Source organism: Paenarthrobacter ureafaciens (assembly GCF_004028095.1).
GTDB lineage: Bacteria > Actinomycetota > Actinomycetes > Actinomycetales > Micrococcaceae > Arthrobacter > Arthrobacter ureafaciens.
In genome coordinates this window covers 1,254,967-1,268,463 of record NZ_SBHM01000007.1, presented here as the reverse complement: position 1 = coordinate 1,268,463, position 13,497 = coordinate 1,254,967, and the positions used below count along the sequence as shown (strand labels likewise).

Sequence of the window (13,497 nt, the reverse complement as noted above, 5' to 3'; positions counted from 1 at the left end):
CGGGCGTGTTCTCCCCATCGGTCCACGCCCGACCCCGGAAGGATTCCCGTGACTATTCCATCAGTCGAAGCAGCGCCCGCTTTGCCGGCCGCCGACCGCGTGGAGCGCATCCGCGCTGCCGCCTACCGCATCCGCCACCACGCCCTGAACATGGGTGAGGTCCAAGGCCAGGGCTACGTCGGCCAGGCCTTGGGTGCAGCGGACATGTTCGCCGCCGTTTACGCCGACCAGCTTACGTACCGTGCCGAAGATCCGCACTGGGAGGGCCGTGACAGGTTCCTGCTCTCCACCGGGCACTACGCGATTGGGCACTACGCGGCCTTGGCCGAAGCCGGGATCGTTCCCGTGGCTGAACTCGAAACCTACGGCTCTGACGATTCCCGCCTCCCGATGTCCGGGATGTCCACCTACACCCCGGGCATGGAAATCTCCGGTGGTTCGCTGGGACACGGTCTGACCATCGCCGTCGGGATGGCTCTTGGCCTCCGGGCGCAGGGTTCCTCCAACCGCGTCATCAACTTCCTTTCCGACGGTGAACTGGATGAGGGCTCAACCTGGGAAGCTGCCATGGGCGCACACCACCACCAGCTGGGCAACCTGACAGCCATGGTGGACATCAACGCCCTCCAGGCCGACGGCGCCACCAATACGGTGCTGCGCACCGAACCGGTCACCGAAAAGTGGGAATCGTTCGGCTGGTACACCCAGCGCGTGGACGGGAACGACGTCGGTGCGCTGCTGGCAGCGTTCGACAACATCGCCGCAGTTTCGGCACCGGTCGGGCAGCCGTCCGTGATCCTCTGCGACACCAAGGTTGGGCGCGGGGTGCCGCTGCTGGAGACGCGCGAGAAGGCGCACTTCATGCGCATCGAAGAACACGAATGGCAGATCTGCCGCGAGCAGCTGACCGCAGGATACGAAGGGACGGCATCAGCATGAGCACAGTCACCGCAGCGGCTTCGGCCGCAATGCCCAAGTTGAAGACGTCGGCGATGATCGCTTCCTTCGCTGACCCGGGCCAGAAGACCACCTCCGCCCCGTTCGGTCACGCGTTGGTTGCCGCCGCCGAGGCTGATAAGCGGATTGTGGGCCTGACGGCAGACCTCGGCAAGTACACGGACATGCATATCTTCGCGAAGGCTTTCCCTGAGCGGTTCTTCCAGATGGGCATGGCCGAGCAGCTCCTCCTTGGAGCCGCCGCAGGCATGGCCGAGACCGGCATGATCCCCTTCGCCTCCACCTACTCCGTGTTCGCAGCCCGCCGTGCCTACGACTTCCTCTGCCTGGACATCGCCGAGCCGAACCTGAACGTCAACATCGTCGGTGGGTTGCCGGGGTTGACCACCGGCTACGGTCCCAGCCACCAAGCAACCGAGGACATGGCGATCTTCCGCGGCATGCCCAACCTCACCATCGTGGACCCTTGCGACTCGGTCGACATTGAGCAGGCCGTTCCCCAGCTGGCAGCCTCGGAAGGGCCCACCTACCTCCGCCTGCTGCGGGGCAACGTTCCCACGGTGCTGGATGAGTACGACTACACATTCGAACTCGGCAAAGCCAAAGTGCTGCGCGGCGGCAACGACGTTGTGTTCGTTTCCTCCGGTCTGATGACCATGCGGGCCCTGCAAGCGGCAGACGCCCTGGCCAAGCACAACGTTGACGTTGCCGTGGTTCATACCCCCACCATCAAGCCGTTCGACTCCGCGACTGTCCTCGCCGAACTGAACACGGACCGACTCGCCGTCACCTTGGAAAACCACACCGTTGTTGGCGGTCTGTTCGAAACCGTCGCCTCCGCCGTCGTAACCGCCGGTCTGGGCAAGCGCGTGGTGCCCATCGCGCTTCCGGACCAGTTCCTCGACGCCGGCGCGCTGCCGACGCTTCATGAGCGTTACGGACTCTCCGTCGACAGGATCGTTGCCAAGGTCCTGGCCGAACTGGGCTAAGAACCTACCCGCAAGAGGGGGCGCAGGACTGCCGGTCCTGTGCCCCTGCCCGTAGTATCAACTGTTAACACCGGACTGTTGGCAGTCGCCCGTACACATTGAGGACACATCATGGCCCTAACCGCATCCCTGCTGGGACTGGAAAAGAAGAGCTTGCGCGAACAGGCGCTCATCGCTCTGCGGAGTGCCATCACCAGCGGGGAACTGGAGCCCGGCCGCCACCTCGTAGAGACCGAACTCTCCGAGATGCTCCAGATCAGCCGCGGAACCCTCCGTGAAGCGCTGCGGCAGTTGGAGCAGGAAGGGCTGGTCTCTGCCGGGGCGCGCGGCCGGCTCTCCGTTCGCCACCTGGACGTCAAGGAAATCCGGGACATCTTCGCGGTCCGGGGCGTCCTCGAATCGCTCGCTGCCCGTACCCTGAGCGACATGCCGGACAAGGAGGCCGCCCTCGCTGAACTGCGTGCCGCCGTCGAGAACATGGGTAACGCCGCAAAGCTCTCACTCGAGGAACAGATCGAAGCCGACCTCGAGTTCCACCGGACGCTGTGCCGGCTTTCCGGGAACGAAACGCTGCTCCATCAGTGGGAATCGCTGGAAGGCTCCATCCGGATGTCCATTATGTTCGCCGGTTTGGAGCGTGCCACCAGGAACATGAGCGTCGGACGGCATCACGATATTGTGGCCGCCATCGAAACCGGAGACGCTGCCAAGGCGCGCGAGACCATCATCGGACACATGGACGGTGCCGCCGAAAACCTGGTGGGCTAGGTAGGCTCGGTGAATCCGTGAGTTGATGGATTACTGAGGAGGGCGCGGATTTGCCGATGTGGATGCAGGCCCTGATGTGGGGCACGATCGCCGGCGGCGCGTTGGTGCTCGGCTCGGCGTTGTCATGGAAATGGTCCATCCCGCCCAAAATCGTCTCATCCGTCATGTCCTTTGGGGCAGGCGTCCTCATCTCCGCGTTAGCCTTTGACCTGGTGGACGAAGCCGTCAGTGGCGGGGGTCTATGGCCGACCGTCTTCGGGTTCCTGGCTGGCGCGGTCGTCTATGTGGGAGCAAACTTCCTGCTGGCCCGCCGGGGAGCCAAGCACCGGAAACGCTCGGGTGGCCACCAGCCCAGCGAAGCAGAGTCGCCGGGCAGCGGGACCGCGATCGCCGTCGGTGCCCTCCTGGACGGCATCCCGGAATCCGTGGTTCTGGGCCTGGGGCTGATCACCGGGGGAGGCGTCAGCCCGGCAATGCTCGCAGCTGTCTTTATCTCCAATGTCCCGGAAGGTCTTTCCAGTACCGCGGGCATGAAGAAATCCGGACGCAGCGCCGCCTACGTCTTCGGAGTCTGGGGTGGTATCGCCGTGCTGTGCGGTATTGCCTCACTGATCGGCTACTCGGCACTGGAGAACGCACCGGCAGGAGTCATTGCCTTCATCACGGCCACCGCAGCCGGTGCCATCCTGGCAATGCTCGCGGACACCATGATTCCGGAAGCCTTCGAGGAACATCACCTGCTGAGCGGCTTGATTGCTTCGCTGGGCTTCCTGACAGCCTTCACGATCAGCGAACTCGGGGGCTAGCCTCTTTCGCAGTCGATCAGTTCGCTGGTCACTGGCCCCCCGCGTTCAACAGATGGTCCGGCAGCCGATTTCCAGGTGCCCTGCCCCGGATTTCCAGCAGTTCGCGCGCGTGGGCGTGCAGCTTCTTGTCCTCCTCGGAGACCGGAACCCAAGCAGGGATGGGAACTGCGGTACCGGCCTCGTCCCGGGCCACCATGACGGTCAGGCAGTACGTGGTCAGATTCATCTCCCGGGTCTTTGGATCGCCCGAACGTACATGTACCGCAATGTGCATACCTTTGGCGCCCGTGTAGACCAAACGGGCTTCCACTTCCACCACATGGCCAATGAGGAGAGGCCTGTAGAAGCGGACACCTCCGGAGAACACAGCAACCGTGTCCTTTCCGCAGTACCGCGACGCGCAGACATAAGCGGCTTCATCGATCCACTTCATCACGATGCCACCGTGGACTTTTCCGCCCCAGTTCACGTCCGTGGGGGACGCCATGAACCGCAGGGTCACACGCTCCGCGGTTCCGGCGTCGGTATATTCCTGGGCGTTCATTGCGTTCACGATCTGTTCGCGAACATCTATGCGGGCAAGGGCATGTTCGCGTGCTTCGATTTCGGCGGGTGTGGATGGCTCGAACTGCGGAACGGGGATCGGCTTTCCGTCGGGCCCCACCGCAACAAAGATCACCATGCATTGGCTGTGCATTGTCTCCGGGCCGCCCTTGGGATCCCGGGAGCTCACGGTCGTGTGGATGTGCATGGACGAGCGGCCGGTGTAGACGATCGTGGAGGTGACCTCAACCATGTCGCCGCTGTTGACGGGATCTGCGAAGTGGATGTTTCCCACGTACGCCGTGACGCAATAGGACTTTGCCCAGCCGACAGCTGCTGCGTACGCCGCCTTATCCACCCACTCAAGGACGGTGCCGGCATCGACTGAGCCGCTGTGGCCCACGTCCATGGGGGCTGCGAGGAAGCGGAGGGTCACGGAATTCGCGGGGGACTCGCTCATGGTTCGAAGTTTACTGTTGGCGTGTTTCTGTTACGTGGCTGAGTCGTTCCTCTATCAATTCCCGCCCCCCTTTCTGCCGTTCCTCTATCGTCTCCCGCCGTCTCCCCGCCGTTGCTCTATCGTCTCCCGGCGCCTTTTCGCGGTTCCTCTATCTCTCTCTTGAAGGCAGTGATAGAGGAACCGGGAGATCGATGGGTTTAGTGATAGAGGAACCGGGGGATTGGGGGGTGGCTGGGGTGTCGGGCAGTAGGTGACACTGCAGTTGCGATGCAATTGAGAATCATTAATATTAACGCATGTCATCAATCACACCCTCCTTCGACCTGCCCTCGAGAACCACGCGCCGCCGTCTGCGGGCGGTTGCCGCCGTCGGGCTTTCCGCCACTTTGCTTGGCGCCTGCGCGGCGCCCGGCAACCAAGCAGGTGCGGCGCCGGAACCAAGCCCGTCCACAGCCTCCACCAAGGAGGCGCCCGGTCCCGCTCCTCGCCTCGTTTACACCCACGACGGCGGCGTGGCCGTTCTGGACGCAAAGACCCTGAAGCCGGTCGGCGGCGTGGAGCTGGAAGGCTTCAATAGGCTGAACGCGGCGGGTGACGGCAGGCATGTGCTCATCTCAACGGGGGACGCTTTCCGTGTCTTGGACTCCGGTGCCTGGTCCGAGGCGCACGGCGACCATAGCCACCACTACGTCTCCGACCCCGCCTTGACCGGGCTCTCCTTCGACGCCGACGAAGCAGGGCACGTGGTTACCCACGCCGGCAGGACCGTCCTTTTCAGCGACGGTTCCGGGAAAGTGGAGAGCTTCGCTTCTGCCGACCTCACAAAAGAGAGCGAACTGCCTGCCACCGACCAGTACACGACGCCCGAGCCTCACCATGGTGTCGCCGTCGAGCTTGAGGACGGCAAGATGCTGGTGACGCTCGGCAATGAGGAAAGTCGGAAGGGGATCGCCATTTTGTCGGCGGGCAAGGGCCAGGATCGCCGGGAAATTGCGCGCAATGAGGATTGCCCGGGCGTGCATGGCGAAGCGATGGCTGGCGGTGAAGCCGTGACGGTGGGGTGCACCGACGGCATGCTGATCTACAAGGACGGCGTCATCACCAAGGTGCCCAGCCCGGATGCCTACGGCCGGATGGGAAACCAGGCGGGCTCGGAGAAATCTGCCGTGATCCTCGGTGACTACAAGGTGGATAAGGGTGCGAAGCTGGAGCGTCCTACCAGGATCTCGTTGGTCAATACCGACTCCGCATCGCTGCGACTCGTGGACATCGGGACCAGCTATTCGTTCCGCTCGCTGGGCCGGGGACCCGCAGGCGAAGCGCTGGTTTTGGGAACAGACGGCGGTTTGCGCGTCATCAACCCGCTGACGGGCGCTGTGGAAAAGAACATCCCTGTGGTGGCTGCATGGGAAGAGTCGGAAACCTGGCAGGACCCGCGGCCCACCCTGTTCGTTCAAGGTTCGACGGCGTTCGTCACAGAGCCTGCGACGCGAACCATCCGCGCTGTGAACCTTTCCAGCGGGAAGGTTGCGGGATCGGCCCAGCTTGAGCACGTGCCGAATGAGCTCACGGGCGTCACGGGCTGATCTCTCCCCTTTCCACCCTCACCCGATGCTCTTCCACATCCTGCCTCCTTCAGCCCGACGCTCTATCACTCCCCTAAAGAGAGTGATAGAGCGCCGGGGGTTTGGGGGTGGGATGTGATAGAGCGTCGGGGCAATCAGGGTGGGATGTGATAGAGCGTCGGGGGTTTGGGGGAGCATCTACCCTTGATGAGTGCCTGAAACCACAACCGCCCCCAGCCGTTCCAATGCCCGGGAAATTCTCCGGCTAGCCGTGCCCGCTTTCGGCGCCCTGATCGCCGAGCCCCTGTTCCTCTTGGCCGACTCGGCGATCGTAGGGCACTTGGGCGTCGACCAGTTGGCCGGTGTGGGACTCGCCTCCACGGTTCTGCACACCGCGGTTGGGCTCATGGTTTTCCTGGCATATTCGACGACGCCGGCAGTCGCCCGCGCGATCGGCGACGGAAAGCTCGGCAGGGCTTTGGCGGCAGGGCGCGACGGCGTATGGCTGGCTCTTCTGCTTGGCGTGGCGCTCGCGGTGCTCGGCTTCATCTTCGCCGAGCCGCTGGTTGGTCTCATGGGCGCGAGCGGAGACGTGCAGGGATTCGCCGTCGACTATCTCCGCTGGTCCATGCCGGGCCTGGCCGCGATGCTCCTGGTTTTTGCCGGAACAGGTGTGCTGAGGGGATTACAGGACACCCGTACTCCGCTGGTGGTGGCCACTGCCGGGTTCGCGCTGAACATCGCCCTGAACTGGTTCCTGGTGTATGGGCTGAACCTTTCCGTGGCTGGTTCCGCGATCGGAACCAGCATCGCGCAGTGGGCTATGGCCGCGGTTTACCTGGTGTTTGTCGGACGCAATGCCCAGCGTTGCAACGTTTCCCTCAAGCCCGATTGGCACGGCATCCGCGCCATGACCAAAGTGGGCTCGTGGCTCATGCTCCGCACCCTCAGCCTCCGCGTGGCCATCCTCGCCACCGTTGTGGTTGTCACGGCACAGGGCGCGGTCAACCTTGCAGCCCACCAGTTGGCCATGACCATCTTCTCTTTCCTGGCGTTTGCGCTGGATGCCCTGGCGATTGCAGCCCAGGCCCTGATCGGCAAGGAGCTGGGAGCCCGGAACGCCCGGCGGGCCCGTGAACTGACACGGACCATGGTTCGCTGGGGCTTGGGCTTCGGCGTGATCACCGGGGTGTTGCTGGCCTTGGTGGCGCCGTTTGCCGGCTATCTGTTCACCTCGGACGCGGGAGTCCGGTCTGCGCTCACTCTTGCCTTGTGGGTGCTGGCCGTCGGCCAACCCCTCGCCGGTTACGTCTTCGTCCTTGACGGCGTGCTGATCGGTGCCGGCGACGCCCGCTATCTGGCGATTGCCGGCGTCGTAAATCTTGCTGTCTATCTGCCGCTCCTGGCGGCGGTGTACCTGACAAGGCCCGACGGCGCGGCGGGGCTGGTCTGGTTGTGGCTCGCCTTCGCGCTGGGCTACATGCTGGCGCGCGGGGTGACTCTTGGCCTTCGGGCGCGGACGGATCGGTGGATGGTCCTCGGTTCGCACTAAACTGGACGCGTGACTCTCCCAGCGAATGCCGCCCAGCCCCGTTCTGCCTCCAGGCCCACGCCTTGGAAGCCCGTGCTGCTCCGCGCCGCAATCGGTTTGGCGTTCGGTTTGGCCACGGCGTTCTGGAGCAACCCTTCCGGCGAGGGGCTTGCCTGGGCGATGGGCCTGTATCTGCTGGCGACGGCGGGGGCAGTGTGGATGTTCCGGACCCTGCCCGTGTTCGTTCCGGCGGTTATCGCCCTGGGCGGCATCGGCGCGATGGTTACCCGGTCCGACGTCGGCGTAGCACTCTCCGCCGTCGTTGCATTGCTGGTTCTGGGGGTTTCCGAACTGACTCGCGGCGTCCGGAAGCGCGACGACCTCGCCCGGGACTGGCTGATTTCCGGCGTAGTCTCCGTGGGTACGGCCGTGGTGCTGCCGTTCTTCATTTCCATGGGCGCCCATGCGCTCCTGGGTGTGGCCGGTGGCGGTGCCATCATCTGCGGGGTCTTGTGGATTCTCTCGGGGCTTACCTTGCGTCACGAAGCCAAGACGTCCTCCGGACCCTCTGCACCCGGCTCGTCACCCGAGGCCGTAAACTAGTAGCTGGACGTTCTACTGATCGTAGAACTTTGCAGACCGGCGGCAGCTCTTAGAAGCCGCCATTATTGGAGGAATGACCGTGGCTGACCAGACACCAGGAGAACCGCGCAAGATGCGGACTTCGGTCAAGGGACCGCTTGTCTTCTCCGCATTCTTTGCCGTTTTGGCGTTCGTCGCCGTACTGATCTTCGCCTCGGGCGGCAGCGCAAAGGCTCCGAGGTTCGACCTCGCCTTCACCGGCGCCGGCATCGCCTTCATTGTGAGCCTCGTGGTGGCTGCGATGCTGTCCATGAGCTACAAGGAGAATGCCGAACACCTCGGCAAGGGTTCGGGCGTCAACCTCAGTTCCAAGCGGCCGCAGGGCCGTCCGGGTTCGCCGGACTCGCCTGATACGCCGGAAACGCACGACGGCGGACACTAGGTTCCAGCGCTCCTCCCGTTTGATGGGGGAGCGCTTTTTTGTTGCGGTGGGGTGAAGGCTAGTCGCCCTCGGCGGCTTTCCGGGCCCGGTACGCTGCGACGTGGGTCCGGTTGGCGCAATTTCCGGTGTCGCAGTAGAGCTTTGAACGGTTGCGGCTGAGGTCCAGGACCACGGCGTCGCCGTCTTCCGCTGCGCAGAGGCGCATCCGCTCCATCTCCTTGCTCCGGATCACATCGACGATTGCCATGGCGGCTTCCGTGCCCATGCGATCCGCCAGCGGAGCTTCCGGGGTGGTGGCGTGGAGGTGCCAGTCCCACTGATCGTGCTTGACGAGCTGGGGGAGGGCCTTGGCATCGGCGAGGAGTTTGTTGATGGCTTTGGCAGCGGTGTCCTCATCGGCGCTCCAGAGTGCTGCGAGCTCACCCCGGAGGCGTTTTACGCTGCGCAACTCAGCTGCCGTTCTGGTGCGCGAACCGGAGAAGCCTTCGGCATCCAGGAAAGCGTCAAGGTCCTCGACGGTGGCCAGCGAGTCCTCTCCATTGGCGGCGGTGTTGATCAGGTTGACGACACTACGGAGGGCAACCTCGGTGTCAGGCGCAAAAAGCACTTTGACTCCTTACATGCTGGGGGAGTACTGTCATGACCATAAGCCCACTTTACTCCTGACAGGAGGCTGCTGTGTCAGCAACAAGGACCATGGCTGATGCAAAAGGATTCCTGGCATCCGGACTTGGCATCGCCATCATTTCCTCGGCAGTGTTCGGCACTTCCGGATCCTTCGCCAAGTCGATGCTGGAGACCGGCTGGTCTCCCGGGGCCGCCGTTGCCGTGCGGCTCAGTGGCGCTGCCCTCATCCTGCTGATTCCCGCCGTCGTGGTTCTTCGCGACCGTTGGCACCAACTCAAGGACAACTGGCTCACCATCCTGCTTTTCGGCCTGATCGGCGTTGCCGGCTGCCAGCTCTTCTACTTCAACGCAGTGGCACGTCTGTCTGTGGGCGTTGCGCTCCTGCTGGAGTACCTGGCGCCGGTGATGATCGTCCTGTGGCTCTGGATTTCCAGCCGACGCCGGCCACGCGCCCTCACTTCTGCCGGAGCCTTGCTCTCCCTGGCGGGGCTGGTGCTGGTGCTGGACTTGACCGGTTCCGTGAAGGTGGACTTCATCGGTGTCTTGTGGGGCATGGCCGCAGCCGTGTGCCTTGTCATCTATTTCTTCATCACTGCCAAGGAGAATGACACCTTGCCGCCGCTGGTGCTGGCTTCGGGTGGCCTGGTTGTGGGCGCGGTGGTCATGTGGCTGGTGGGAGCCGTGGGCCTGCTGCCCATGACGTTCAGCACGGCCAACACCTCGCTCGGACCCTGGGAGACCCCGTGGTGGGTTTCGGTGGGCGGCTTGGTGATCCTGGCAACCGTGCTCGCATACGTCTCCGGCATCATGGCTGCCCGTAGCCTCGGATCCAAGGTGGCGTCGTTCGTGTCCCTGACGGAAGTACTTTTCGCCGTGCTGTGGGCTTGGCTGCTGCTGGGCGAACTGCCCGGATCCATCCAGTTGCTGGGCGGCCTGCTGATTGTGGGCGGTGTGGTGTTGGTCCGGGTGGATGAACTGCGGGGCGACAAGCGGGCTGCCCGAGTAGACCCGGTGGCGGAGCGCGTCCTTGACCACGCGAACGACGTCGAGCCGGTCCCTGGTCCTTGAAAGGCGAAGGCCCGGACGCTGTGGCGTCCGGGCCTTTCCCAACTGTCTTAGTTGGAAGCCTGCTGCTGCTGCTCGGCGTTCTTCTGAGCGCGTGCGCCGGCGTCGCGAAGTGCGTCGGCAACCTTCTTGAGGCTGGAAGCGTGCTGGCTGTCCCACTCGCCGCGGAACTTGTCAGCGTCCGGGCCCTTCCAGTCGGTGCCGTCCAGTGCGCCCTTCAGCTGTGAGCGCTGCTGCTCGATGGTCTCTGCGCCGGCCTTCAGCTTGTTACCGAGCTGGCGAAGCTGATCAACGTCTGCACCCCAAATAGCCATGAGATATCTCCTTCATTCTTTTCGGACCCGAGCTCTTCGGCATCCCCAGCGGCCTCCGGCTCATCCGGAAGATCCAATGAATAAAACCTATCCCGGGAATCGCGGGACGGTCGATGGGCACCCCTCCCCATAGAGCCCTGCCCATGGCTAGCATGGGTTTATGTGCCGAAATATCCGGACCCTGCATAACTTTGAACCGCGTGCCACGTCGGCCGAAGTTGAGGCTGCTGCCCTTCAATATGTGCGCAAGATCAGTGGCTCCACCAAGCCGTCCAAGGCCAACGAGGAGGCCTTCGCGGAGGCTGTCCACCAGATCGCACACATCACGCAGCACCTGCTTGATTCGATGGTGAGCCACGGCCCCGCGAAGAACCGCGAAGAGGAAGCGGCCAAGGCCAAGGCCCGGGCCGCCGTCCGCTTTGGAACGACCTAGCCCGGGCCAGCTACTGGGTGGCGTTACTTCCCGAAGGAACGCAGCCTGAGCGAGTTCGCGACAACCAGGACGGAGCTGGCTGCCATGGCCGCGCCGGCGATCATCGGGTTCAGCAAGCCAAGGGCAGCCACCGGGATGCCGATCGCGTTGTAGAAGAACGCCCAGAACAGGTTGGTCTTGATGGTGGACAAGGTCCTCCGTGAAAGCTCTATGGCCTGCACCAACTGGTTCAAGTCGCTCCCCATGACGGTCAGGTCTGATGCTTCAATGGCGACATCGGTACCGGACCCCATGGCTATGCCCAAATCAGACTGGGCCAATGCGGCAGCGTCGTTCACGCCGTCTCCTGCCATCGCAACGGTGGCACCGGCATCTTGGAGCTTCCTGACGGCTTCGACCTTGCCTTCCGGCAAGACACCGGCAAAGACGTCATCCGGTGCGATCCCGACGGCGTCGGCAACCTGAGCGGCCACGGCCGCGTTGTCTCCGGTCAGGAGCATGGGACGGATCCCAAGCTCCTTGAGTTTGCGGATGGCGTCCGCTGAACCGGGCTTGATGGTGTCAGTCAGGCTCACGATTCCCGCAGCTTGACCATCCAACGCGACCCAGATGGCCGTTGCTCCGGCACGTTCCTGCTCCGCGAAGGTTTCTTGCTGGGCTGGCGTGGGCTTCACGCCGTTCTCCTCAAGCCAGCCGGTGCGGCCAACAAGAACCGACTTGCGGGCGCCGTTCAACGCAACGGTGCCCTTGACTCCACCTCCGGGAGCGGAAGTGAAGCCTTCCACGCCTGGCATGAGGCCGGCGTCGGGCATTGCTTCATTGGCGGCGGCAGCTATGGCGTGGGCGATGGGATGTTCCGACGCGGCCTCAACGGCGCCGGCAAGCAGCAGCACGTCCTCTTCGGCCTGGCCGTTGAGCGTAATAGTATGGTCCACGGCAAGCTTGCCGCTGGTCACGGTGCCCGTCTTGTCCAGGAGGATGGTGTCCACATGGCGGGTGTCTTCAAGGACTTGGGGGCCCTTGATGAGGATGCCCAGCTGGGCGCCGCGGCCGGTTCCGGTCAGCAGGCCCACCGGAGTGGCCAAGCCGAGGGCGCAGGGGCAGGCAATTACGAGAACTGCCACAGCGGCAGTAAACGACGCGTTGAGGTCTCCGCTGAAAACCACCCACAGTACAAACGTCAGAACGGCAATGATCAGGACGATCGGCACGAACACGGAACTGATGCGGTCTGCGAGCCTGGCGATGGGCGCCTTGCCCGTTTGCGCCTGGCTGACCAAGCGGCCCATCTGCGCGAGGGTGGTATCCGACCCCACCCGGGTGGCCCGGACCAGCAACCGCCCGGATGCGTTGATGGTGGCGCCGGTGACGGGACTTCCCGGTCCGACTTCGACAGGAACCGATTCGCCGGTCACCAAGGATGCATCGACGGCGGAAGAACCCTCCGCTACGACGCCGTCAGTGGCGACTTTCTCACCAGGGCGAACCACAAAGATGTCCCCCACTTGGAGCTGGTCCGCCGGAACTTTCTGTTCCCTGCCGTCCACGAGGATGGTTGCGTCCTTGGCGCCGAGGTTCAGCAGGGCCTTGAGGGCATTTCCTGCCTTCGCCTTGGCGTTGGCCTCCAGGTAGCGGCCGAGGAGCAGGAACGTGGTGACGACTGCGGCGACCTCGAAGTACAGCCCGCCGGACATGCCCTCCATGCCCGGATGCTCGGTGATCCGCGGGTCTGCGAACAACTGCCAGGCGGAGTAGAAGTAGGCCGCAATCACACCCATGGAGACAAGGGTGTCCATGGTGGACGCGAAGTGCCGGGCATTGATGGCTGCGGCACGGTGGAACGGCCACGCAGCCCAGCTCACCACCGGGAGTGCCAACACGGCCACAACCCAGCCCCAGTTGGGGAACTGGAAGGCCGGAATCATGGAAATCGCGAAAACGGGGACCGTGAGGATGGCTGCCAGGATCAAACGGGGAAACAGGGTTGATGCAGCCGGGCCATGCTCCATGTGGTTCTTGTGAGGAGCCTCGCCATGTGCGGCGTGGGCCCCCTGTGCGCCGAAGTCGTCGCTGTGGGCGACATGCTCTGCATGCTCGCCCGTACCTCGCTTGGACGCATGCTGCTGCATGTCCCCCACTTCGACGGAGTGGCGAGGTTGTTGGGTTGGTACTTGGCGGATGGTGGCCTTGTAGCCCGTGGCGTTGACCGTGTCTACGAGTTGCTGGTCCGTGACGGTCGACGGGACGGTGACGTGGGCTGACTCCAGGGGAAGGTTGACGGTGGCCTCGACGCCTTCGATCTTGCCGAGCTTCCGTTCTACGCGATTGACGCACGACGCGCACGTCATGCCCTCAATGTCCAGTTCAACTACCCGGGTATCGGGCTTGTGGAACGTCTCCTGGTTGGTCAAGGGA

At 63.7% G+C, this 13,497-nt stretch carries 14 protein-coding genes; 10 read left to right on the top strand and 4 right to left on the bottom strand.

Annotation, left to right across the window (positions count from 1 at the left end):
• Nucleotides 1–48: 48 nt before the first annotated feature.
• The 4 genes from AUR_RS10185 to AUR_RS10170 all read left to right on the top strand — a co-directional run bounded on the left by AUR_RS10185 (nt 49) and on the right by AUR_RS10170 (nt 3,520).
• The gene (locus AUR_RS10185; RefSeq protein ID WP_021473303.1) at nt 49–939 is read left to right on the top strand and encodes a transketolase; all 891 of its coding nucleotides are present in this window, start codon (nt 49–51) and stop codon (nt 937–939) included.
• A complete protein-coding gene (locus tag AUR_RS10180) occupies nt 936–1,946 on the top strand; it encodes a transketolase family protein (RefSeq protein WP_062098847.1) in 1,011 nt (336 codons plus the stop codon). Before AUR_RS10185 ends, AUR_RS10180 begins: the two co-directional genes overlap by 4 nt.
• Nucleotides 1,947–2,057: 111 nt before the next feature.
• Complete coding sequence (locus tag AUR_RS10175; protein WP_021473301.1) at nt 2,058–2,714, top strand: GntR family transcriptional regulator; 657 nt, start codon at nt 2,058–2,060, stop codon at nt 2,712–2,714.
• A 50-nt stretch (nt 2,715–2,764) separates the two neighbouring features.
• The gene (locus AUR_RS10170) at nt 2,765–3,520 is read left to right on the top strand and encodes a ZIP family metal transporter (protein ID WP_062098845.1); all 756 of its coding nucleotides are present in this window, start codon (nt 2,765–2,767) and stop codon (nt 3,518–3,520) included.
• Between the two features lie 28 nt (nt 3,521–3,548).
• Here AUR_RS10170 and AUR_RS10165 read toward each other — a convergent pair whose 3' ends face one another.
• Nucleotides 3,549–4,523, bottom strand: a complete 975-nt coding sequence (locus AUR_RS10165) for an acyl-CoA thioesterase (RefSeq protein WP_062098842.1) — start codon at nt 4,521–4,523, stop codon at nt 3,549–3,551.
• Between the two features lie 296 nt (nt 4,524–4,819).
• Here AUR_RS10165 and aztD point away from each other — a divergent pair, with 296 nt between their 5' ends.
• From aztD to AUR_RS10145, 4 genes are all read left to right on the top strand, one after another.
• On the top strand, nt 4,820–6,109 hold the full coding sequence (gene aztD, locus AUR_RS10160) for a zinc metallochaperone AztD (protein ID WP_062098840.1): 1,290 nt from the start codon (nt 4,820–4,822) through the stop codon (nt 6,107–6,109).
• Nucleotides 6,110–6,299: 190 nt separating this feature from the next.
• The gene (locus AUR_RS10155) at nt 6,300–7,640 is read left to right on the top strand and encodes an MATE family efflux transporter (RefSeq protein WP_062098838.1); all 1,341 of its coding nucleotides are present in this window, start codon (nt 6,300–6,302) and stop codon (nt 7,638–7,640) included.
• Nucleotides 7,641–7,649: 9 nt separating this feature from the next.
• Nucleotides 7,650–8,222 carry a hypothetical protein gene (locus tag AUR_RS10150; RefSeq protein WP_241650903.1) on the top strand — a complete coding sequence of 191 codons (573 nt, stop codon included), beginning with the start codon at nt 7,650–7,652 and terminating at the stop codon, nt 8,220–8,222.
• 73 nt (nt 8,223–8,295) lie between these two features.
• Complete coding sequence (locus AUR_RS10145; RefSeq protein ID WP_021473295.1) at nt 8,296–8,643, top strand: hypothetical protein; 348 nt, start codon at nt 8,296–8,298, stop codon at nt 8,641–8,643.
• A gap of 58 nt (nt 8,644–8,701) precedes the next feature.
• Here the strand turns inward: AUR_RS10145 and AUR_RS10140 are convergent, their stop codons facing one another.
• Complete coding sequence (locus tag AUR_RS10140) at nt 8,702–9,250, bottom strand: CGNR zinc finger domain-containing protein (protein ID WP_128397137.1); 549 nt, start codon at nt 9,248–9,250, stop codon at nt 8,702–8,704.
• Between the two features lie 89 nt (nt 9,251–9,339).
• Here AUR_RS10140 and AUR_RS10135 point away from each other — a divergent pair, with 89 nt between their 5' ends.
• Complete coding sequence (locus tag AUR_RS10135; protein ID WP_206616237.1) at nt 9,340–10,338, top strand: EamA family transporter; 999 nt, start codon at nt 9,340–9,342, stop codon at nt 10,336–10,338.
• Nucleotides 10,339–10,385: 47 nt separating this feature from the next.
• Here AUR_RS10135 and AUR_RS10130 read toward each other — a convergent pair whose 3' ends face one another.
• Complete coding sequence (locus tag AUR_RS10130) at nt 10,386–10,649, bottom strand: WXG100 family type VII secretion target (protein WP_021473292.1); 264 nt, start codon at nt 10,647–10,649, stop codon at nt 10,386–10,388.
• A 160-nt stretch (nt 10,650–10,809) separates the two neighbouring features.
• On the opposite strand from AUR_RS10130, the gene AUR_RS10125 reads away from it, so the two are divergent.
• Nucleotides 10,810–11,082 (top strand): DUF2277 domain-containing protein, encoded by a 273-nt coding sequence (locus AUR_RS10125; RefSeq protein WP_062098831.1) that lies wholly within the window; start codon nt 10,810–10,812, stop codon nt 11,080–11,082.
• Nucleotides 11,083–11,105: 23 nt separating this feature from the next.
• Here the strand turns inward: AUR_RS10125 and AUR_RS10120 are convergent, their stop codons facing one another.
• The gene (locus AUR_RS10120) at nt 11,106–13,493 is read right to left on the bottom strand and encodes a heavy metal translocating P-type ATPase (protein WP_062098829.1); all 2,388 of its coding nucleotides are present in this window, start codon (nt 13,491–13,493) and stop codon (nt 11,106–11,108) included.
• Between the last annotated feature and the right edge of the window lie 4 nt (nt 13,494–13,497).